18 protein-coding genes are annotated in these 22,312 nt (G+C 67.0%); 12 read left to right on the forward strand and 6 right to left on the reverse strand.

The window, feature by feature from the left end:
* Window positions 1–23: 23 nt before the first annotated feature.
* Window positions 24–2,249: a hypothetical protein gene (locus tag HZA32_06120; GenBank protein ID MBI5423645.1), complete on the reverse strand. Its 2,226-nt coding sequence runs from the start codon at window positions 2,247–2,249 to the stop codon at window positions 24–26.
* A gap of 171 nt (window positions 2,250–2,420) precedes the next feature.
* Here HZA32_06120 and HZA32_06125 point away from each other — a divergent pair, with 171 nt between their 5' ends.
* The 3 genes from HZA32_06125 to HZA32_06135 all read left to right on the forward strand — a co-directional run bounded on the left by HZA32_06125 (window position 2,421) and on the right by HZA32_06135 (window position 4,223).
* Complete coding sequence (locus HZA32_06125) at window positions 2,421–2,858, forward strand: universal stress protein (protein MBI5423646.1); 438 nt, start codon at window positions 2,421–2,423, stop codon at window positions 2,856–2,858.
* A 136-nt stretch (window positions 2,859–2,994) separates the two neighbouring features.
* Window positions 2,995–3,726 (forward strand): esterase family protein, encoded by a 732-nt coding sequence (locus HZA32_06130; protein ID MBI5423647.1) that lies wholly within the window; start codon window positions 2,995–2,997, stop codon window positions 3,724–3,726.
* A 2-nt stretch (window positions 3,727–3,728) separates the two neighbouring features.
* Window positions 3,729–4,223 (forward strand): hypothetical protein, encoded by a 495-nt coding sequence (locus HZA32_06135; protein MBI5423648.1) that lies wholly within the window; start codon window positions 3,729–3,731, stop codon window positions 4,221–4,223.
* A gap of 271 nt (window positions 4,224–4,494) precedes the next feature.
* Here HZA32_06135 and HZA32_06140 read toward each other — a convergent pair whose 3' ends face one another.
* Window positions 4,495–6,054: an aldehyde dehydrogenase family protein gene (locus tag HZA32_06140; GenBank protein ID MBI5423649.1), complete on the reverse strand. Its 1,560-nt coding sequence runs from the start codon at window positions 6,052–6,054 to the stop codon at window positions 4,495–4,497.
* 129 nt (window positions 6,055–6,183) lie between these two features.
* Window positions 6,184–7,257, reverse strand: a complete 1,074-nt coding sequence (locus HZA32_06145) for a saccharopine dehydrogenase NADP-binding domain-containing protein (protein ID MBI5423650.1) — start codon at window positions 7,255–7,257, stop codon at window positions 6,184–6,186.
* A 305-nt stretch (window positions 7,258–7,562) separates the two neighbouring features.
* Between HZA32_06145 and HZA32_06150 the strand changes: the two genes are divergently transcribed.
* Window positions 7,563–10,523 carry an FAD-binding protein gene (locus HZA32_06150; GenBank protein MBI5423651.1) on the forward strand — a complete coding sequence of 987 codons (2,961 nt, stop codon included), beginning with the start codon at window positions 7,563–7,565 and terminating at the stop codon, window positions 10,521–10,523.
* A gap of 81 nt (window positions 10,524–10,604) precedes the next feature.
* Here the strand turns inward: HZA32_06150 and HZA32_06155 are convergent, their stop codons facing one another.
* On the reverse strand, window positions 10,605–11,153 hold the full coding sequence (locus tag HZA32_06155; GenBank protein MBI5423652.1) for an inclusion body family protein: 549 nt from the start codon (window positions 11,151–11,153) through the stop codon (window positions 10,605–10,607).
* Between the two features lie 415 nt (window positions 11,154–11,568).
* Between HZA32_06155 and HZA32_06160 the strand changes: the two genes are divergently transcribed.
* From HZA32_06160 to HZA32_06185, 6 genes are all read left to right on the forward strand, one after another.
* Complete coding sequence (locus HZA32_06160; protein MBI5423653.1) at window positions 11,569–12,753, forward strand: sensor histidine kinase; 1,185 nt, start codon at window positions 11,569–11,571, stop codon at window positions 12,751–12,753.
* On the forward strand, window positions 12,750–13,406 hold the full coding sequence (locus tag HZA32_06165) for a response regulator transcription factor (GenBank protein ID MBI5423654.1): 657 nt from the start codon (window positions 12,750–12,752) through the stop codon (window positions 13,404–13,406). The genes HZA32_06160 and HZA32_06165 overlap by 4 nt, the downstream gene beginning before the upstream one ends.
* 85 nt (window positions 13,407–13,491) lie before the next feature.
* Complete coding sequence (locus HZA32_06170; GenBank protein MBI5423655.1) at window positions 13,492–15,903, forward strand: ABC transporter permease; 2,412 nt, start codon at window positions 13,492–13,494, stop codon at window positions 15,901–15,903.
* A gap of 52 nt (window positions 15,904–15,955) precedes the next feature.
* Window positions 15,956–16,726, forward strand: coding sequence for a tetratricopeptide repeat protein (locus HZA32_06175; GenBank protein MBI5423656.1), 771 nt, complete (start codon window positions 15,956–15,958; stop codon window positions 16,724–16,726).
* A 79-nt stretch (window positions 16,727–16,805) separates the two neighbouring features.
* A complete protein-coding gene (locus HZA32_06180; protein ID MBI5423657.1) occupies window positions 16,806–17,582 on the forward strand; it encodes a tetratricopeptide repeat protein in 777 nt (258 codons plus the stop codon).
* 116 nt (window positions 17,583–17,698) lie between these two features.
* Complete coding sequence (locus HZA32_06185) at window positions 17,699–18,979, forward strand: aminopeptidase P N-terminal domain-containing protein (GenBank protein MBI5423658.1); 1,281 nt, start codon at window positions 17,699–17,701, stop codon at window positions 18,977–18,979.
* A 17-nt stretch (window positions 18,980–18,996) separates the two neighbouring features.
* Here the strand turns inward: HZA32_06185 and HZA32_06190 are convergent, their stop codons facing one another.
* Window positions 18,997–19,704 (reverse strand): MCP four helix bundle domain-containing protein, encoded by a 708-nt coding sequence (locus tag HZA32_06190; protein ID MBI5423659.1) that lies wholly within the window; start codon window positions 19,702–19,704, stop codon window positions 18,997–18,999.
* A gap of 140 nt (window positions 19,705–19,844) precedes the next feature.
* On the opposite strand from HZA32_06190, the gene HZA32_06195 reads away from it, so the two are divergent.
* Both HZA32_06195 and mntR read left to right on the forward strand, forming a co-directional pair.
* A complete protein-coding gene (locus HZA32_06195; protein MBI5423660.1) occupies window positions 19,845–20,681 on the forward strand; it encodes a GNAT family N-acetyltransferase in 837 nt (278 codons plus the stop codon).
* A gap of 25 nt (window positions 20,682–20,706) precedes the next feature.
* Window positions 20,707–21,141, forward strand: coding sequence for a transcriptional regulator MntR (gene mntR / locus HZA32_06200; GenBank protein ID MBI5423661.1), 435 nt, complete (start codon window positions 20,707–20,709; stop codon window positions 21,139–21,141).
* 132 nt (window positions 21,142–21,273) lie between these two features.
* Here mntR and tatC read toward each other — a convergent pair whose 3' ends face one another.
* Window positions 21,274–22,098 (reverse strand): twin-arginine translocase subunit TatC, encoded by an 825-nt coding sequence (gene tatC / locus HZA32_06205; protein ID MBI5423662.1) that lies wholly within the window; start codon window positions 22,096–22,098, stop codon window positions 21,274–21,276.
* Window positions 22,099–22,312: the final 214 nt, after the last annotated feature.

Here is a 22,312-nt window from a genome sequence, read left to right on the forward strand (position 1 = left end):
CTACACGACGGACCGGCGCCGACTCAGTTCTTCGGCGCCTCGGCCGGAGCGGCGGGCTGCACCGGTGCCGCGGGGGCGGGACGATCCTGCCAGAAGTAGCGCGCGTGGCCGTGTTCGTCGGCGTGCTTCATCGCGTTCCAGCGGATCCAAATCGCCACGGCGGCGGCGAGCACAAACGCGAGCCAGAAGATCACCTGCCGCTGGCGGCGCGCCGCCTCCTTGTCCTCGTAGGGATCCTCGAGCGACACGCGCGAGCCGGCGGGCTTCTTCGCCATCTCGGTCAGCGCGGAGCCGAACGGGATGTTGATCTTCACGCGGCCGTTCACCGCCCAGCCGTTCGCCTCGAGCAGCGGTCCGAGCGTGCGCTGGCGGAGCTTCAGCCACGCGATGGCCATCGACGGCAGCGAAATCACGAGCATGACCCCCACCAACACGAGCGGCAGCTGCCACGGGGCGAGCTTGGCGAGGCCCGTCGCGATCGCGCCGAGGGCGCCCATGATTGCGCCGGCGGCGACGCCCAAGGCGGCGACCGTGCCGACATCGATCTTCTTCGGCGGCGCGCCGGGCGCGGGCGCGTTCTTGTCGACGTTCGCGGTGTGCTCGGCCGCGGTGGCGAGCTTCGCGCTCGAAGCCGCGTCGGCGGCCGCGGCGCGCTTCGCCACCTGTTCCTCGATCATCCGGATGAACTTCTTGTAGGGCGACCAGAACGCCTGGCTGATGCTGATCGGGCTGTCGACGATGTGGGTGACCACCGCGTCCCAATCGTTGCCCGCGCGGTCCCAAAACACGCCGTGGCGGCCGACGAACAGGTAATCGCTGTCGCCCTGCGTGAAGCAGGCGGCGATGGCCATCGTCTTCCCCTGTCGCGTGCACGTGCAGTAGGCGATGTAGGTTTTGCTCATCGCCGCGAGCGGGCTCGGGCCGTCGACGCGCACGCACAGCTCCGTGCTGCGGCTGTCGAGGTAGAGCGTGCCGGCCTGGAAAATCGCCCAGCGGTCGCGCGAGTAGAAGTCGGCGAAGTTGACGAAATTGTGGAGCAACGCGCGGAGGTCGCGGTGGTAGCGGGCAAGGCGGTCGACGTCGCTCAACGCCTTGAACTGCGGCTCGAGCGCCTTGTCCTTCGCCACGAGGTCCGCGAGTTTTGCGCGGCCGTCGCCGGCGAGGATTTCCTTCATGCGCGCGAGGCCGAGTTTTTCCACGACGCTGCCGCCCTTGGCGCCGAGCCAGGTCTCGTAGGCAGCGAATTGCGCATCGAGCGCGCGCCATTCGTCCTCGGTCAGCGCCTTCTTGTCGGCGCCGTGCACGGGAGCGACCGCGGCGCGGTGCAGCGTCGCGAGCGCGGCGGCCCAGGCGGGATTCACGCCCTCGAGCAACGGCAGCGGCTGCGCCGGCGCGATGCGCGCGAGCGGGAAGCCGGCGACTTCCTCCGCGCCGATCTTGAGGTCCTTCGCGGCGACGGCGAGGTAGTCGGTCTCGGCGCGGTTGAGTGCGCTGATGGCGCGGGCGTCGAACGCGGCGAGACGGCAGCGCGCGAAATAGTCCTCGATCTTCGCGCGCACGGCGCGGATCGCGGCGACGGCGGCCTCGGTGTGCTCGCCGAGCACCGCGATGTCCTTGGCGGAACTCTTGCCGACCCAATCGATGTAGGCTGCGACCGCGGCGAAGAACTCGTCGACCTTCTCGGCGGTGACGCCCTGTGCGCCCGCGCGGTCGGCGGCGCCGCCGACCGTGGCGAGGATGTCCTTGATCAGCGCCTGCACGCCGGCGTCGTCGGTCGCATCGGGCGGGATGACGCCATCGCCGTTCACGGCGCTGCTGGCGAAAATCTTCGCCGTGTCGCCGGTGTCGGCGGGAGTCACGGCCGCGGCCCCACCCTTGCCGAGGTTGGCGAGGATGCGGCGCGCGGACGCGAGGAGCGCCTGGCCCTCCGGCGTGGAGTCGTCGATCGCCGACAGCGGCAATGCGGCCTCGCCCTTGAGGAGCGCCGCCGGGTCCTTCAGGCGGGCCGAGGCCCAATTGACCGCCGCGAGCAACTCAGGCACGCGGATGCGGCCGTCGCCGTCGGTGTCGATCAACGCGAGGGTTTTCTCGTCGAGTTCGAGGCCTTTGACCGGGCAGCTGAGCGCGACCCAGAGCTTCGGGTCGAGCGAGCCGAGGTGCTTGAGATCGGCGGCGGTTTCGAGGGCGACTTGGTCGAGTCCGCCGGTGCGGAAGAATTTCCAGCTGTGGAGCGCGGGGGCGTTTTCCATGGGGCGTCGGGTGTGTGTGTCGGCGCAGCTTTGGCGGCCCCGCGCCATTGGCAAACGCGAAGCGGCGCGCCGCCTCCGCGCCCGGCTCGGGGATTTTCCCGCGTCTCCTTACCGCGCATCCCACCGCAAAATCTGCGGTGCGAAAGCGCGGCAGCGGGAGGATAATGGGGCATGAAAACATTCCTCGTCCCAATCGACTTCTCCGCGGTGACCGAGGAAGTGATCGACACCGCGGTCAGCTTTGCCCGGGCGTTCGAGGGCAAGGTCGCGTTGATCCACGTCGTGCAGCCGCCGGTCGTGACCAGCGAGTTCGCGCTGCCGGTGGAGGTGCTGCAGGAAGCCGTCGCGTCCGGCGAGCGCGCGGCAAAGGGCAAACTCGACACCTACGTCGAGATGTTCCGCTCCGCCGGCATCGCCTGCGAGGCGAAGGTGAACCACGGCCCGCCCGTCACGATGATCCGCGAGGAAGCCGAGCGCGTGTCGGCCGACTACATCATCATGGGCTCGCACGGACACGGTAAGCTCTACGACTTCCTCGTCGGCAGCACCGCGAGCGGCGTGATGAAGAAGGCCCAGTGCGGCATCGTGATCGTCCCGCACAAGGAATAGGCGGCGACGCGGTTTGCTCCACGTGCGGACTTGCGCGGTGCGGTCCGCTGGGCTTGTTTGACGCGTCTGCCCGGGCCAGCGGACGCTCACCTCCCGTCACCCCCGTCAACGACGCGCCCTCGCGTCGCCGCACCGCATGAATCGCGAAATTCACACCTGGCACTCACCGCGCCTCGACAAGAACATGGAAGTGGCCGTCTACGGCCACTACGGCTTCGCGCTCCTGATGTTCCCCACCGCCGCCGCGGACTATCTCGAATACGAGCGCTTCCACGTCATCGACGCCATCGCCCCGTGGATCGACGGCGGCAAGGTGAAGGTTTTCTCGATCAACTCGATCAACAGCGAAAGCTGGCTGAACCGCCACATGGCGCCGCGCGCGAAAGCGGTGCGTCACCAGCAGTTCAACGCGTATGTGGCGGAGGAAGTCGTGCCGTTCATCCACGCACATTGCCGCAGCCGCGTGCCGATCATCACCACCGGCGCATCGTTTGGCGCGCTCCACGGCGCCAACATGCTTTTCCGTCGCCCCGATCTCTTCGACGGCTGCATCGCGATGAGCGGCGCCTACGACCTGAAGGACTACACCGACGGCTACTGGGACGACGACGTCTACTTCAACTCGCCGCTCGACTACCTGCCGAACCTCAACGACGAGGGCGTGCTCGCGCAGTTGCGCGCGAAGAAGCACATCCACTTCGTCGGCGGTCGCGGCGCCTACGAAAAACCGGAGTCCGCCGAGGCCATCGGCCGCGTCCTCGCCAGCAAAGGCATCCCGCACGAGATCGACCTCTGGGGCGCGGACGTGAACCACGACTGGCCCTGGTGGCGGAAGATGCTGCCGCACTATCTCGGGACGAGGTTCTAACGATGCGCACGATTCTACTATTTCTCATTCTTAGTCTAGCGGCGCAGGCCGGTGAGTATTCACGCCATATCAAATTCGTGGTCGAACAGCTGCGGCAGATGGAAGACCTTGATCGAAAACTACCATTTGTCGGCGGCGCAGCTGTGGGCTACGCCGGTGAACCAGGAACTTTCTTTCTACTTTATCCGTTTTTTGAGCACCGCGCGTCGCCCGAAGACGTTCAAGCGATGTTATGCGACAAGAATCCCGCTGTGCGGCTCATGGGAGCAAAATTGGTTCTTCATTCCGAGCGCTTTGGCGATCTCACTAAGCAAGTCGATGTCTTGCTGAAGGACGAATCTATCGTGATTCTTGCCGAATGGGGATGCGTGATCGAACGCGTCCCGGTCGCCGAAGTCGTCAAGCGCATGAAAGCGGATGCGCATTTCCTAGGCGACAACCCCAAAGACAAAGAACCAATTTCGGCTCCGCCTCCACCGTTGGAGTCGAAGAAATAACGTCATGCGACCGCCACCGTCTTGGTGGCGCTGAGAGCTTGCGCCAGCGGGCACGATTCTTGTTCAGCAAGGTCGTCTGGCGCCGTGCTTGCACGTTTGGCGTGCCGAGCGACAGAAGCTCGCGTCAGGCTCCGGCACATTTGCGCAACTGCCTGTGCCGCCAGCGGACGCGCCTGGCGCCACCGGGACGGTGGCGCCCACCTTGGGCTTCGGCGATTCCGCTCCTCCGCGCTTCCGCGATTGATCGGGGCCGCGCGACGCGACGCGCGCCTCAGTGCCCGAACTTGATGCCCTGCGCGAGCGGGAGGGCGTTGGAGTAGTTCACCGTGGCGGTCTGGCGGCGCATGTATTGCTTCCAGCTGTCGCTGCCGCTCTCGCGGCCGCCGCCGGTTTCCTTCTCGCCGCCGAACGCGCCGCCGATCTCCGCGCCGCTCGTGCCGATGTTGACGTTGGCGATGCCGCAATCGCTGCCGCGGGCGCAGACGAATTCCTCCGCCTCCTGCACGTCGCGGGTGAAGATCGCCGAGCTCAGGCCCTGCGGCACCTCGTTGTGCCACGCGATCGCCTCGGCGAAATCGCGGTAGGCCATCACGTAGAGGATCGGGGCAAAGGTCTCCTCGTGCACCATCTTCATGTCGTGCCGCGCCGCGACGATGCACGGTTGCACGTAGCAGCCGCCGGGATAGCGCGCGCCCTTCAGCGTCTCGCCGCCGTAGAGAATCGTGCCGCCCTCGGCCTGCACCGCCTTGAGCGCGGCCTGCATGTCGGCCACGCCCTGCGCGTTGATGAGCGGGCCCATGAGCGTGCCGGCGTCGGCGGGATTGCCGACCTGGACCTGCTCGTAGGCGGCGATGAGTCGCTGCACGAGTTTCTGGCGGATCGACTCGTGCACGATGATGCGGCGCGTCGTGGTGCAACGCTGGCCCGCGGTGCCGACGGCGCCGAACAGGATCGCGCGCACCGCGAGATCGAGGTCCGCGCTCGGCGCGACGACGATGGCGTTGTTGCCACCGAGTTCGAGAATGGTGCGGCCGAGGCGCTCACCCACGACGGCGCCGACGTGGCGGCCCATCTTGGTAGAACCGGTGGCGGAGATGAGCGGCACGCGCTTGTCGTGCAGCAGGCGCTCGCCCACCACGGCGCCCTCGCCGATGAGGAGCGTGAAGAGCGCGGGATCGACATCGTTCGCGCGGGCGACTTTTTCCGCGATCTTGATCGTCGCGACGGCGCAAAGCGGCGTGAGGCTGGAGGGCTTCCAGACGGTGGCGTCGCCGCAGACGGCGGCGAGCGCGGTGTTCCAAGCCCAGACGGCGACGGGAAAGTTGAATGCCGTGACGACGCCGACGACGCCGAGCGGATGCCACTGCTCCATCATGCGGTGGTCCGGGCGCTCGGAGGCGATGGTGAGGCCGTAGAGCTGGCGCGAGAGGCCGGTCGCGAAGTCGCAGATGTCGATCATCTCCTGCACCTCGCCCTGGCCCTCGGCGACGATCTTGCCGGCTTCGAGCGTGACGAGCGCACCGAGGTCGGTCTTGGCGGCGCGCAGGGCGTCGCCGAGCTGGCGGATGATTTCACCGCGTTTCGGCGCGGGGACAGTGCGCCATTTGGCGAAGGCGGCCGTGGCGCGCTGCAACGCGCGCTCGTATTCCTCCGGCGTCGCGGTGCGAACCTGCGCGAGCAGCGAGCCGTCGATCGGCGAGTAGCTGGAGAGCAATTTGCCGGAGCCGCCCCACTCGCCGTCGAAGACGCCGGCGTTGATTTTGCGGCTGAGGCCGAGGCGGCGGAACGTGGAATTGGCGAGAGCGGAAACGGAGGTGGATGCGGTAGCCATGGGGGAAACGTCAGTTCAATTTCTTGTCACAGAGAAAACCAGTGAAACACAGAGAGCACAGAGGCGGGAAAAAGGAAACTCTGCGACCTCTGTGTCTCCTCTTTCCGTCTCTGTGTCGGATCGGCAGGATTATTTGCCGTAAACTTTGCCGCCCCACTGGGTGGCGAGGAAATCCTTCAGCGAAACCGACTCCTGTTTCACGAAGCCGGGGCCGAGCTTCTTCTTCGCGAAGAGCTCGAGCACGCCGACGATGCCGGCGGCGGTCGTCAGCTGGATGGCGTTGAGCTTACGGCCTTGGACGACGTCGCCGTAGAGCTTCTTGATGAAGCTGCGCTGCTTCAGCGCGCCGTGCGCATCGCGGCCGACAACGTTGACGTAGAACACCACGACGTCGTTCTCCGTCAGCGGCACTTCCTGGTCGAAAATCTGGGTCACGAGCTCCTGGCGCGGCGCGAGGTTCAAGTCGTGGAGGAGGAACTTCATCAGGTCGCGATGGCCCGGGTAGCGCATCGTCTTGTAGGTCAGTTCCTGCACCTTGCCGGCAAAGGTCTCGCACATCGTCGCGACGCCGCCGGAGGTGTTGAACGCCTCGTATTCCGTGCCGTCGATCGTGATGCGCTCCACGCCGTCGAGCGGCATCGTGGCGACGTGCTTGCCGCCGAAGAGCGCCTCGCCGACCTGGCAGTATTCGTTGATGAGGCCCGCGGTGCTCCAGCTGAGGTAATACTTCATCTGGTTGCTCGCGTCGCCCGGCAGCGCGCCGACGCGCATCTCGCACAGGCGCACCTGGTCGAGCGACGAGGCGAGCGAGCCGCCCACGATGTTGATCGCGCCGGGCGCGAGACCGCACTGCGGCATGAAGGTCGCCTTCGATTTCTTCGCGAGCTCGCGAATGAAGTTCGTCGTCTCGACGTCCTCGGTCAGGTCGAAATAGCTCACGCCCGCCGCGGCGCAGGCGGAGGCGATCGTTTTGTTAAGAAAATACGGCGCGGCGCTCACGACGGCGTCGACGCTCTTGATGAAACCCGCGAGCTGGCCGTCGGCCTTCACGTCGACGTGCTTGAACTTCGCCTTCTTCAGGCCGCTCAGGTCGATGTTCTCGCGGGCGTCGGCGAGGACGATGCCCGTGCAGAACTTGCAGGATTCGAGGAGGGTGGCGATGGTGGCGCCGACTTTGCCGGCACCGACGATTCCGATCTTCATTGGCGTGTGCTAAGGGAAAAACTCCCACGCGGCGCGCGGGGGGCGCGACGGACGGAGTTCGGGGTTCGTGTTGGGCGCGAGTAAACGCGCGCGGCGCGCGCTATCCAAGCCGTTTCGCCTTCGCCTTTCGGTCATTACATCGCGTGCGAGCCCGTTAAGACAGATTTGTCCCGGCGCGTTCTCGCCAACGCGCGCGCGCTCGTCTACACGTCACGACCTTCATGAGCGCCGGAGTCTCTGCACCTCGAATCGATCTCACTGCCCTCGCATCGCGCCTGCACGGCGAACTGCACCGCGACCACTTGATGCGCTCGCTCTACGCGACCGACGCCTCCGAATACCAGGAGATGCCGCTCGCCGTCGCGTTCCCGCACGACGAGCACGACGTCGGCGAACTCGTCCGCTTCGCGCACGAGAACGGCATCGGTCTCATCCCGCGCGCCGCCGGCACCTCGCTCGCGGGCCAGGTCGTGGGCCACGGCATCATCGTCGACTCCGGCCGGCACATGAACGCCATCCTCGCCACCGACGTCACGCGCCGCCGCGTGCGCGTGCAACCGGGCGTCGTGCGCAACAACCTCAACGTCGCCCTCGCGCCGCACAAACTCCTCTTCCCGCCCGAGACCGCCACCGCCAACCGCGCGATGATCGGCGGCATGGTCGGCAACAACTCCTGCGGCGCCAACTCCATCGTCTACGGCACCACCCGCGAACACCTCGTCTCCACCCGCGGCTTCCTCGCCGACGGCTCGCTGGTCACCTTCGGGCCGCTCACGCGCGCCGAGTTCGACGCGAAGTGCGCCGGCCCGGCCGATTCCCTCGAAGCGAAAATCTACCGCACCGTCCGCGACATCCTGAGCGACGGCAAAAACCGCCAGCTCATCCGCGACAATTACCCGAAGCCCACCGTCACGCGCCGCAACACCGGCTACGCGCTCGACCGGCTGATGGAGTGTCAGATTTTCGACGCGTCGTCCGAAAAACCCTTCAACCTCTGCCAGCTCATCGCCGGCTCCGAGGGCACGCTCTTCTTCGGCACCGAGTTCGAGCTCAACCTCGAGCCGCTCCCGCCGGCGGGCGGATTGCTCTGCGCGCATTTCAAGACGATCGACGACTCGCTGCGCGCGACGTTGATCGCGATGCGCCACAAGCCGTTCGGCTGCGAACTCATCGACCGCCACATCCTCGAGTGCACGAAGTCCAATCTCGAGCAGACGAAGAACCGCTTCTTCGTGCAGGGCGATCCGGGCGCCGTGCTCGTGATCGAGATCCGCCACGAGGATCGCGGCTTCATCGAGCGCGAGTTCGCCGCCATCGAGGCCGAATGCCGCGCCGCCGGCTACGGCTACGCGTTCCCCACCGTCTGGGGCGCCGACGTCAATCGCGTCTGGGAACTCCGCCGCGCCGGCCAAGGCATCATGAACAACGTCGAGGGCGACGCGAAGCCCCGCGAAGTCGTCGAGGACACCGCCGTCGCCGTCGAGGATTTGCCGGACTACATCGCCGAGTTCGACGCGATGCTGAAATCGAAATACGGCGTCAGCACCGTCTACTACGCCCACGCCGGCGCCGGCGAACTGCACACGCGCCCGCTCTTCGACCTGAAAACGCCGGAGGGCCTGAAGATGTTCCGCGGCATCGCCACCGACGTCGCGAAGCTCGTCAAAAAATACCGCGGCTCGCTCTCCGGCGAGCACGGCGACGGCCGCCTGCGCGGCGAGTTCATCGAGTTCATGGTCGGCGCCGAGTGCTACGCCATGATGCGCCGCATCAAGGAGACGTTCGACCCGCAGGGCATTTTCAATCCCGGCAAGATCATCGACACGCCGCCGATGGACACCTCGCTGCGCCACTCGCCCGGCCACGCGCAGCCGCAATACGAGACGTTCTTCGACTTCGCCTCCTCGCAGGGTGTGCTCGGCGCCGCCGAAAAATGCACCGGCGTCGGCGAGTGCCGCAAAGCGCACTTCACCGGCGGGACGATGTGTCCGAGCTACATGGCCACGCGCGATGAGAAGAGCTCCACGCGCGGCCGCGCCAACACCCTCCGCCACGCCCTCTCCCACCCCGAGGACCTGACGAACCCGTGGGACAGCGCCGAGATTGCTGAGGTCATGGACCTCTGCCTCTCGTGCAAAGGCTGCAAAGCCGAGTGCCCGTCGAACGTCGACATGGCGCGCCTCAAGGCCGAGTGGGCGCAGCACTATCAGGACGCGCACGGCGTGAAGCTCCGCTCGCGCCTCGTCGCGAACTTCTCGAAGAGCATGCGCCTCGCCTCGCTCTGGCCCGCCGCCTACAATTGGGTGCTCGCGCAGCCCGACCTCGCGCTCCTCATCAAGAAATTCGCGCGCTTCCACCCGAAGCGCAGCATGCCCGAGCTCTCACCGGTCACGCTCGCGAAATGGCACCGCAAGAACGCGAATCAAACCGCCCCGACGCACGCCGCCGATGGTAGGGCGCGACCGCTGGGCGCGCCACAAGGACACTCGCAAACGAACGGCCGGCCCAGCGATCCAGCCCTACCCGCCTACCCCAACGGCCGCGTCTACCTTTTCTGCGACGAGTTCACGAACTACAACGACGCCGATGTCGGCGCCGCCGCCGTCGAGTTGCTCAACCGCCTCGGCTACGAAGTTGTCATTCCGCAACACGTCGACTCCGGTCGCGCTCACTTCTCGAAGGGCCTCGTCCGCGAGGCGAAGCAGTTCGCCGTCCGCAACGTCGAGTTGCTGAAGGACGTCGTCACCGCGCAGACGCCGCTCATCGGCCTCGAGCCGTCCGCGATCCTGGGCTTCCGCGACGAGTATCCCGACCTCGTCCCCGCCGAGTTGAAACCCGCCGCCAAGACGCTCGCGAAGCACGCGCTGCTCATCGACGAGTTCATCGCCCGCGAAGCCGACGCCGGCCGCATCAAGAAGTCCGCTTTCACCACGCGCGCGCAGACGATCAAGCTCCACGGCCACTGCCACCAGAAGGCGCTCTCATCGCTCGTCCCATCGGTGAAGATGCTCGAGCTGCCCGCGAACTACAAAGTGCAGCTCATCCCCAGCGGCTGCTGCGGCATGGCGGGCTCGTTCGGCTACGAGGAGGAACACTTCGAAGTTTCGCAGCAAATCGGCGAACTCGTGCTGTTCCCCACGGTGCGCAAAACGCCCGAGGACGTGCTCATCGCCGCGCCGGGCACGAGTTGCCGTCACCAAATCAAGGACGGCACCGGCCGGAAGGCGCTGCACCCGATCGTCATTCTGCGCGACGCGCTGGCCTGAGCCCGCACCCGCCGCGCACGAAAGCACGGCGCCGGTTGCCCGGTGCCGTGCCGATTTTCCGAGCCGGCCGAAGCCGGTAATTCAGGAGACCGTCACCGACGGATCCCAGAAGTAGTAACCGAACAGGTTCTGCGTCTGGCCGTCGGGGCCCAACGTGTAGAGGGCGAAGAGCACGTAGAAGTTCTCCTTGCCGGAGCGCGCCACGCGCGTGTCCAGCGAGGTGAAGTTGATGCTCGCCTGCACGGCCGGCAGGCCGTTCGAGGTGTTCGTGTTCGGCATCACCGCGCGCTGACGATTCACGAGGTTGGGGACGAACTGGTTGAACACCTGAGTGCCGCTCCAAAACTTGATGCCGTAGATGATGACGGCGTCGTCCGAGTTCTGGTAGATCGACGTGCCGCGGAAGGAGACGAAGTCGCCGGCGTTGGCGCGGAAGTTCAGATCGGCCGTGCCCTGGCCGGCGACGACCCCGCGCGGATCGGTGCAGATCATGAATTGGCTGTTGTGGTCGATGCCGGTGGGGTTGTTCGGATCCTGGCTGGGGTGCGGGTAGTGCGACTTCACGTATTCCGTGTCGATGACGATCAGGACGTCGATGGAGGCCGCGCTGGCGGCTTCGGTGGATTGCATGGTTTTCATGACGGGTATGTTTCTGGTTGGGGCTGACGTGTGTGGGCCAGTTGGGGTAGCGGCCGGCCGGGACGCCGTTGCTGCCAAGGCGGTGGTGGTAGCTCCACGGGACGGATCGGATCGGACTCGGAAAATCATCGCATCTCCCCACCCGTGGCCTCCCGGGCGGGAAGCGCGCCGTCGGCGCAATTCGCCGGCAGCAGTCCCGGAGTTTCCGTTGGGCCGGTTTGTTGAAGGGGAACCGGTGGCGGCAGCACTGGGATGCGCATCTATCAATGCGGAATCGGCGCCCCAATTGTGTCATGGTTCCCGCGATTTCCTTTCCATCGCGCCGCCGGGCTTGCGCGCGACATGACCGCAGCGTGACTTTCGTCACTTCTCCCGTCAGCGTCCGCTCTGTTATTCTCGACCTCGCATGAGCCTCGCGTTGCCCAAGTCCACCCGCGAACACCGCACCGAATACTACGGCGCGTTCGCCTTCGGCAGCGTGATCCTCACCTGCTTTCTCTCGTTTGTGACCGTGCGCCGCCTCGAAGGCACACCGGGACAAATCGCGTTCACGTTCGCTCTCGGCGCGATCTACGCCGTTCTCGGCGTGTTGTGCGACGGACTTTCCTGCCGTATCGGGCGGCACGGAAAAATCATCAACTACCTCGCGATGTGCGCCGTGGTCGTGACGTTGCTCTTCGTCAGCCCCGTCCGCGGCTTCTTCGGCATCATCGTGCTGCCGCTCGTCAGCCAAGCGATTTTTGATTTCAACTGGAAAGCCGCGACGTTCGCCAGCCTTGCCCTCTTTGCCGCAAGCGTCTCCGTCTTCGGCTACTATTACGGCCCGCGCGCCGTGCCCGAGGCGATCATGAGCTATACCGCGGCGTTCGCGTTTACCGCCGTGTTCACGATCATTACCCGCAAGGCCCTCGCCGCCCGCGAGCGCGAGGAGAAGCTCCGCCGCGAACTCGAAGCCGCCAACGAAAAGCTCCGCGCCTACGCCGCCCAGGCCGAGGAACTCGCCACCACCCGCGAGCGCAACCGCCTCGCGCGCGAAATCCACGACGGCGTCGGCCACTACCTCACGGTCGTGAAGACCCAGCTCGACGTCGCCGCCGCGGTTTGCTCGACCAATCCCGCGCAAGCCAAGACCACCGTCGAAAAAGCCGCCAAGCTCACCGCCGAGGCGCTCGACGACGTCCGCCGCTCGGTCGGCACACTCCGCGCCGACGCCGCGCGCCCGCCGCTGCCCGAAGCGATCAAGCAGCTCGCCGCGCACGGCGAGCCCGTGCCCACCCTCGCCATCGAAGGCACACCGCGCTCCCTGCCGCCTGCCGTCGAGCACGCCCTGTTCCGCGCGGTGCAGGAAGGCCTCACCAACATCCGCAAGCACGCCCGCGCCACCTCCGCTCTCGTGCGTCTCGATTTCCGCGACTCCCAGCGCGTGCACCTCGAACTCTCCGACAACGGCGTCGGCCGAAACGGAGAGAAGTCCACCGGCGGCTTCGGCCTCACCGGCATCCGCGAACGCGTCGAGCTGCTCGGCGGCACCGTCAGCGCGGCCAACCGTCTCGAAGGCGGCTTCGCCCTGCGCGTGGAGGTTCCCGCATGAAAAAACTTCGCATCCTGCTCGTCGACGACCAGTCGCTCTTCCGCGAAGCGCTGCGCGCGCTGCTCACGTTGCAGCCCGACTTCGAGATCGTCGCCGAAGCCGAGAATGGCGAGCGCGCCCTCGCCCTGGCGAAAGTCCACAAGCCCGACGTCATTCTCATGGATCTCCGCATGCCCGTGATGGGCGGCGTCGAGGCGACTCGCCGCATCATGCAGGCCCTGCCGCAATCGCGCGTCGTCGTGCTCACCACCTTCGACGAGGACGAGGAAATCTTCGAAGCCATGCGCGCCGGCGCACTCGGTTACCTGCTCAAAGCCTGCTCCGCCGAAAAACTCTGCGAATCCGTCCGTGCCGCTGCCAAGGGCGCCTCCGTCCTCGAGCCGAGCGTCGCCGCCAAGATGATGGCCGAGCTCACGCGCCTCAGCGCGCGGGAAGGCAAACGAGTTTCCCAGCCCCTCGCCGAGCCGCTCTCGTCGCGCGAACTCGGTGTGCTCCGCCTGCTCGCCGCCGGCCGCAGCAACAAGGAAATCGGCTCCGAACTCGGCATCACCGAAGGCACGGTGAAGAACCACATGACGAACGTCCTCGGCAAACTCGGCGTCCTCGACCGCACGCAGGCGGCTCTCCGCGCGCGCGAGCTCGGCCTGATCTGACCGTGACCTCGGTCATGCCGCGGCATGACCACGACCCTGACCTCCGGCCCATCCGCCGCGCCGCGCGCTCTGCTAAGCTGTGGGCATGTCCTCCACGCTCGCCGATCTCGCCGCCGCCCTCCGCTCGCTCCGCCGCGCACCCGGTTTCTCCGCGCTCGCCCTCGCGATGCTCGCCCTCGGCATCGGCGCCAACGTCGCGATCTTCTCCATCTTCCGCTCCATCGTCCTCAACCCGCTGCCCTACGCGGAGCCCGAGCGTCTCGTCGGCTTCACGTCGATCAACGCCGCCAAGGCCGTCACGATGCCCGCGCTCTCCGCCGCGGCCGCGCGCGACTTCCGTGACCGCGCCAAGTCCTTCGCAAAACTCGGCGCGTTCCGCCCCGACTTCGCCTCCTACGCGCCCGCCGGCGGCGAACCGGTCCAACTCATCGCCACGCACGTCAACGAGGACTTCTTCGCCGTCTTCGGCGTGAAGCCCGCGCTCGGCCGCGCGTTCAACGCCGACGAATTCAGCTTCGGCTCCGCCCGCACCGCCGTGCTCAGCCACGCCGCGTGGCGCCGGCATTTCGGCGAACGCGCGAGCGTCATCGGCGAAACGATCACGCTGAACGACATGCCGACCACCATCCTCGGCGTCATGCCGGAGTCGTTCCGCGAACCCGAGTTCGTCGAGATCTGGCTCCCGTTCCCGCAGGAGGCGCCGGAGTATATGGTGCGCGACTCGCGTTTCTGGAACACCGTCGGTCGTCTCGCGCCCGGCGTCTCGCTCGGCGCCGCACAAGCCGAGGCCGCCGCGATCGCCGAAGGCTTCGCGCGCGAATTCGCCGCCACGGAAAAAGGCTGGACCGTCCAACTCCAGCCGCTCCTCACACTGCGCGTCGGCGACATGCGCCGCTCGTTGCTCCTGCTCGTCGGCGCGGTCGGTCTCGTGCTGCTCGTCGCCTGCGTCAACCTCGCCAACCTCATGCTCGCGCGCGGCGTCTCGCGCCTACAGGAACTCGCCGTCCGCCTCGCGCTCGGCGCGACTCCCTCCCGGCTCGCGCGCGCCGTGCTCACCGAAAGCCTGCTCCTCTCGTTGCTCGGCGGCGCGGGCGGCGTCGCGCTCGCGTGGATCGGTCTGCCGTTGCTCACGCGCCAGCTGCCGGGCGGCCTCGTGCCGCGCTCGCACACGATCGCTGTCGACGGCGGCGCCCTGCTCTTCGCGCTCGTCGCGGCGACGCTCACCGGCCTCGTCTTCGGCGCGCTGCCCGCGTGGCAGGTGCTGCGCACGAACGTGAACGAGACGCTCAAATCCGGCGGCGCCAAGGGCGGCACGAGCCGCTTCGCGTCCCGCGCCCAGGCCGCACTCGTCGCCGGACAGGTTGCGCTGACCCTCATCGTCCTCTCGGGCGCGGCGTTGTTGATGAAAAGCCTGCTCAATCTCCAGCGCACGCCGCCGGGCTTCGATGCGCGCGACGTGCTCACCGTCCGTCTCGCGCCGCCGTCGACGAAATGGGAAACCTTCACCGAGCTCGCCGCCTACTACGATCGCGCCGTCGAGGAAGTTCGCCGCGTGCCGGGCGTGCAATCCGCGGGCATCAGCTCCAGTGCGCCGCTCTGCGGCATCTCGCTGCGCTACCCGCTCACCGTGCAGGGCCGCGCCAAGACCGATGGCGACGCCGACGAGGCCGTCTTCAACAGCGTCACCGCCGACTTCCTGCGCACGCTCCGCATTCCCCTCGTGCAAGGCCGCGGCCTCGACGAGCGCGACGACGCGCGCGCGCCGAAGGTTTGCCTCATCAACCAGACGCTCGCGAAGCGCCTCTTCGGCGACGCCAGTCCGCTCGGCCAGCGCATCCAGACGCTGCCGTGGCTCGCGCGCGAGTATCGCGAGATCGTGGGCGTCGTGGCCGACGTGAAGCAGGACAATCTCTCCGATCCGCCGCCCGCGCAGATCTACGTGCCTTCGCCGCAAAGTCCGTGGTTCTTCACCACGCTCGTCGTCCGCGCCCAAGGCGGCTCCGCGCTCACCGCCTCGGTCCAAGCCGCGCTGCGCCGCGCCGACCCGACGGCGTCGATGACGATCCGCTCGCTCGAGGAAAACATCGCGCGCACGGCGTCGTTGCCGCGCCTGCGCACGGCGTTGTTCGCGCTCTTCGGGGCGGTGGCGCTCGGGCTGTCGGCGTTCGGCATCTACGCGAGCATGGCGTTCACGGTCAGCCAGCGCCTGCGCGAAATCGGCGTCCGCATGGCGCTCGGCGCCAGCCCGGCGCGCGTGCTCGGCGAGACGCTCGCCCGCGCCGGCCGGCTCGTCGCGGGAGGGCTCGTCGTCGGCCTGCTCGGCGCCGTGGCGCTCGCACAGCTGCTCCGCGGCCTGCTCTACGGCGTCGAACCCACCGACCCGTGGGTGCTCGGCGCGATCGCGCTGTTCGTGCCGCTCGTCGCCCTCGCCGCCAGCGCGCACCCGGCCTTCAGCGCCGCGCGCCTCAACCCGGTCCAAGCGCTCCAGCACGAATGAAGCTCCGGCGAATTTGCCGTAATACGGCAAATCCGTCGGGTCCTCTTTTACCATGAAAACCCAACTCCGATCCCTCCTCGCCGCCCTCGCGGCCTTGTTCATCGCGCTCTCCGCTTCAGCGGAGACTGCACTCGAAACCGCGGCCGCCGCCCTGAAGTCCGGCGACCTCGCCGCGGCCGACGCCGCGCTCGCGCCTCTGGCCACCGCCGAGAAACCCGAACCCGCCGCGCTTCATCTGCTCAGCCAGGTGCGCCTCGGCCAAAAAAACACCAAGGACGCCGCTGCGCTCGCCGAAAAAGCCGCGCAGCTCGCGCCCACCAACGCCGACTACCACGCGCAATTCGGCCTCGCGCTCAGCGCGCGCATGCCGGAACTCGGCTTCATGCAACAGGCCATGGTCGCCGGTAAGATGCGCAAGGCCTTCGAGAAAGCCGTCGAACTCGACCCGAAGAACCTGAATGCCCTCATCGGCCTCACCCGCTATTTCACCAACGCACCTGAGATCGCCGGCGGCAGCCTGACCAAGGCCGCGGAGTTCGCCGCGCGCGTGAAGGAGATCGACCCGTTCCTCGGCGAACTCGAGCTCGGCCGCATCGCCGACCGCAGCGAGAAATCCGCGGACGCGCTCGCGCACTTCCAAGCTGCCGCGCAGCTCAAGCCCGACGCGGCCGGCGCCCACTTCAACTGCGGTCGCATGCTCGCCAAGCTCGGTCGCAAGGACGAGGCACGCGCGTCCTTCACCACCGCGCTGAAGCTCAACGCAAACTTCGACGCCGCTAAAAAGGCCCTCGCCGACCTCGACGCGCCCGCCGCAAAGAACTGAATTCGCCCGCAACGCGCGTTGACCGCCGTCCCGCGCGCGGTCTTGCTCGGGGCGTCCCGTCGCTGTTCGCGGACGCCCCATGACTTCGTTCCTCCTTCGCCTGTTCGCCTCCACCGTCCTCGCCGGTGCGGCGATTGCCTTCGCCCAATCGCCCACGGACCGCGCCGCCGAGCTGTTGGACAAAGGACAGTTTCTCGCCGCCGAGCAGCTCATCGAGTCGCTGGCCCTCGCCAAAAGACCCGACCCGGTCGCTGTCTGGGAACTCAGCCGCGTGCGCATCGGCCAGCAGTTGACCGAGGACGGCATCAAGCTCGCCGAAAAAGCCATCAAGCTCGACCCGACGCAGGCGCGCTTCCACGCGCAACTCGGCTCCGCCTACATGGTCCACATGGCCACCGCCGGCCGGCTCGACCGCAGCTCCTACGCGGGCAAAATGCGCAAGGCGTTCGAAAAGGCGTTGCAGCTCGACCCGAAGAACGCGACCGCGCTCGCCGGACTCGCGCGCTACCACTGGAATTTCGGCACGACCAAGGAAGACCTCGCCAAAGCAACCGACTACGCCGAAGCCGCGCGCAAGATCGACGCCTACGCCGGCGAGTTCGAGCTCGGCTCGGTCGCCGTGCGGCGAAACGACATGCCCACCGCGCTCACGCATTTCGAGGCGGCGGTCGCGGCGAAGCCCGACAGCATCGAGGCGCAGACGGCCTGCGGACTCGCGCTGCTCCGTCTCGGCCGCCGCGCCGAGGCGCGCGAGCGATTCCAGACCGCGCTGAAACTTTCGCCGGCCGCCGAGATGGCGCGCGACTCGCTGCAGATCCTCGACAAGGCCGAAGAGCTCGACGCGAAGAAACGTTGAGCGCCCGCGCGGCCACTGTGCCGCGACACGACCTGGACACCTGCGGCGGACCGACGCGCCTCCGCGCTTTCCCTGCCGCGCAAATTGTGTCTCTTTGTGCGGCAACCCCATCCTCCATGAGCGTCGACTACTCCGCCCGCCGTGCCCGTATCGTCTCCGCCCTCGGCCTGAAACCGGACGAGCTCCTGCTCGTCGGCGCCGGCCACCCGATCCCAAAGCCCGAACTGAGCGAGCAGCACCTGCCGTTCATCGCGCACCAGGAATACTATTACCTCGCGGGCCACGCGGACGCGCCGGGCGGCATCGTCGCCTACGACCCGCAGGCAAACGCGTGGACGTCGTTCGTGCCCGAGGTGACGGAGATGGAGCGCGTGTGGGACGGCACGGTGCAATTGCCCGGAGAATTCCTGAGCCGTTTCGGCGCGTGGCTGGCCGCGCGTCAGAACCGTCGCATCGCAATGCTCGGCGCGCCGGTCGACGGCGTTGCCGCCGATGAGGCGTTGACGGCGCGCGTGCGCGATGCGCTGCGCCACGCCCGTCGTCCCAAGGACGCGGCCGAGGTCGAGTTGATGAAGCGCTGCGCCGTCGCGACCGCCGAAGGCTACGCGGCCGTGCAGCCTTTCCTCCGCCCCGGCGTGAGCGAGCGCCGCATGCAGATCGAGTTGGAGGCGGGCTTTTTTCGCGGAGGCGCCGAGCGCACGGGCTACGATACGATCATCGGCGTCGGCAAGCAGGCGGCCGTTTTCCACGGCTCGCCGTCGCCGGACCGCATCGCGCGCGAGGGAGATTTCATCCTGATCGACGCGGGCGGCGAGTTGGACCGCTACGTGATCGACGTCACGCGCACCTACGTCGCCGGCGGCAAGCCGAGCGCGTTCCAGCGCGACCTCTACGCCGCGGTGAAGAACGCGCAAGCGCGCGCCTGCGCGAAATGCGTGCCGGGCGCGGAGTGGAAGGACATCCACTTCGGCGCAGCCGTCGACATGATCGGCAGCCTCGTGGACATGGGCGTGATGAAGGGCAATGCCACCTCCCTCGTGGAGCAGGAGGCGCACATGCTGTTTTTCCCGCACGGCATCGGCCACATGCTCGGCCTCGGCGTGCGCGACGCGGGCGGCCTCGAGCCCGGTCGCACCAAGGATCCGCGCCCGTGCCTGCGCAGCCTGCGCATCGATCTGCCGCTGCGTCCCGGCTACATCGTGACGGTCGAGCCCGGCCTGTATTTCATCCCAGCGCTGCTCAACGACCCCGCGCGGCGCGAGAAATACCGCGACTGCGTGAACTGGTCGCTGGCCGAGCAGCACCTCGATCTCGGTGGCGTGCGCATCGAGGACAACATGCTGGTGACCGACAGCGCGCCGGTGAATCTCACGGCGGCGATCCCGCAGGCGTTTTAACCGCCGCGGCCCGGCGGTCAGGAGCCGTTGCTGTTGCCGTTGGCGGGCTGGTCGGGCCGGCGGGACATCAAGCCCGGCGCGAAGACCGAGACCAGCAGGCCCACGATCAGGACCGCCATGATGAAAACCGCGGCGAGACCGGCGAGCAGCGGCCAGCCGGCAAAGGCGAGCAGCAGGCTGCCGAAGAAACGCGAGTCCTCGGCGTAGCGGTCGCGCAGGTTGCGGCCTTGCTCCTGCACGAGGTCCGCGGCGTCATCGAGCGCATTGAGATAAGCGTCGTAGATGGGGCGCAGCGCGTCGTTATTGTAGCGGTTCGCTTCGTCCAGTTTCTTCTCCTGCGCCAGCGCGAGAAACGCATCGACGCGCTGGTCGTAGTCTTTGCTCAGTCGCTCGATCGTGCCGCGCAAGGGCGAGCCGGCGAGCGATTCGGCGGTGGAAAGATCGAGGGCATGCGCCTTGGCGAGGTTGCTCGAATCGCGCATCTGCGGCAGCAATTCGGCCCAGGCGCGCTCGTTGTCGGGATCGACGATGCGCCGGGCGAGGCGCTGCACGCCGCTCAGCTCGCGTGTGAGCGTGCGCAGGGCGTTGAGCGTGGGCACGCTGCGGTCGAGCAGGTTCGCATAACCTTGGTTGACGCTGCGGAGCACGTAGAGGCTCAGGAGACCGACGGCGAGATTCGAGACCAAGAGGCCGATCATCAGCCAGAACTTGAGGCGACTTAGCATGGAGTGCCCCGACGCGTAGGGGAAAACGACTCCAGTTGCACGAAAAAAGGCCCCGGGGAAATCCCGAGGCGCGCGTGCAGGTCGGCGCGCCAAATGTCTTTTCCCAGCGCCCGGCGCGCGCTAGAGAATATCCGCCCCCCGTGAACGCTCCCGCGACTTCCGCTCTCGTTGCGACCCTGCCGCCGCGCCTCGTGCGCCTGCGCGACGGACGCGACTACCGGCTGCGCATGCTCGGCGCCGCGGATGCCGCGCGCGTCGTCGAGATGTTCGCCACCCTCTCGAGCGAGACGATCCGCGCGCGCTACGGCTATCTGATCCACGACATGACGGCGGAGCGTGCCGCGCGTCTGGTGAGCGTGGACCCGGCACGCGAGGCGCCGCTGGGAATTTTTGAGCAGGGACCCGACGGCCGCGAAGGACGCCTATGGGCGATGGGGCGGCTCGTGCACGCACCGGACAATTCCTCGGCCGAATGCGCCTTCCTCGTGCACGACAGCCAGCGACGGCTCGGCATGGCGTCGACGCTGTTGAAATATCTCCGCATCCTCGGTCGCCGGCGCGGCCTGCCGCGGCTGTTCGCCCAGGTGCGGCGCGAAAACAAGGCGATGCTGAACACGTTCATCCAGAACGGCGCCCGGCTGCATTTCTCCGCCGACAGCGACGTGGTGGAAATCGACATCCCCCTGCGGCTGCCGAAGATTCTATTCGACAAAGCCGCGCCCGCTCCTTCGATTTCCCGGATGTCCTCGCCGGAGAAAAAAGGTTTTTCGCTCGTCGCACTCGTGGTCGACCTCGTGCTCGTCGCCGCGTTTTTCACCTTCTTCTACTACGTGCTGCAATCGCACGTGCCGTCGAACGACCCGACGATGATCCGCTTCTGGTCGACGATGGCCGCCGCGTGCATGAGCGGCGTGTTCTGGCTGGCGTTGCAGATGCTCAAGACGGTGTTCGCCTTCCAACGCGCCAGTCGCAAGTAACGCCGACCGTTCCGGCCCGCCGCCTGTGGCCACCTCCGCTTCCCGCCCCCGCACTTCCGTCGCCGCGGAGGATTACCTCGAAAAAATCGAGCAACTAATCTCGCGCAAGGGTTACGCGCGCGTGGTCGACATCGCCGCAGAACTGAAGATCTCGCAGGCCAGCGTCACCGCCATGGTGCAGAAGCTCGATGGCGAAGGCTTCGTCAAATACGAGAAATACCGCGGCATGGTCCTGACCAGCACGGGCCTCGAAGTCGCGCGCCGCATCGCCCATCGCCACCAGCTGCTGACCGAGTTTCTCCGCGCGATCGGCGTCGCTGACGAGCAAGTGATCTACGACGACGTCGAGGGCATGGAGCATCACATCTCGCCCGAAACCTTCGCGGCAATCGAAGCGCTCACGCGTCACCTCGAGAAGAATCCGAGCGTGATGGCGAAGGCGACGGCAGCGAAGAAATAGCGTCGCCGCGATTCACGCAGACGAATCGGATATTCGCCGCGGTCCCGGGCGGCGACAGAAGCACGGCATCAGCCGCGATACCCTCCTCGATTGGCGCCGCCGGGACGACGGCGCCCACAGGCGATCGGTCGGTTACCCGCGAATCTTCCGCCGCGAGGTGATGCGTGAGGCCACGAGGATGGCGATCTCGTAGAGCACGATCAGCGGCAGCGCGAAGAGCGCCTGATTGAACGGATCGGGCGTCGGCGTGATGACGGCCGCGAGGATGAAGATCACCACGATCGCGTGACGCCGGTATTTGCGCAGCGTCGCGACCTCGATGAGCCCCATGTAGACGGCGAGCACGACGAGCAGCGGGAACTCGAACGCCGCGCCCATGCCCAGCACCATCCACATGAGCAGCGAGTAGTATTTGTCCGCCGTCCACATCACGGTGTAGCCGAGCATTTCGTTCAGCTCGAAGGCCACGCGGATGGTGTTCGGCGTGAGAAAATAATACCCAAACGACGCACCGCCGAGAAAGAGCGCGAACGCCGAAAGTCCCGTCGGCACGATCACGCGCAGCTCCTTGTCGTTCAGCGCCGGCGAAATGAAACGACCAAGAAAGTAGATCCAGAACGGCAGCGACATCACGATGCCGCCGATGAGGCAGATATCGATGATGACCGTGAACACGCCCATCGGGCTGTTCGTCACGAGGTCGGTCTTCATCCGCGGGAACTCCGCCTTGATCTGCTCCAGCGGCCAGTTGAGCAGGGTCGACGCGTCGTCGAGCCGGTAGGCGATTACGGTGACGAAGATCGCAAAAACGACGGCGCACTTGATCAAGGTGACGCGCAACTCCTCCAAGTGATCGAGAAATCCCATCGGCTTCTCGCGCGGGCTCGGCGCAGGCTCCGCGCCGGCCGTCAGCTGGCCTTCGTCATCGTAGGGAGAATTGGGCGGCGTATCGCTCAAGCCGGTTCAACAGAGGGGGTTTTCCGCTGCGGCGCAATCCCGGCTTCGCGGTGGGCCTTGCCGAAAGCAGCGCACGCGCGGGACTTCGGCGGGACATGGCTGCGAACGGCCCCGACCCGACCTGCGTCCCGGGAGTTTTACCGTATCGGCCGGACGGGGCGCTCCTCCGGTGTCCGCGCAAGAAATGACACGTATTTGGCAAGCGTGCGCCGTT

The sequence above is a fragment of the Opitutia bacterium genome (assembly GCA_016217545.1).
In the GTDB taxonomy this organism is placed as follows: Bacteria; Verrucomicrobiota; Verrucomicrobiia; order Opitutales; family Opitutaceae; genus Didemnitutus.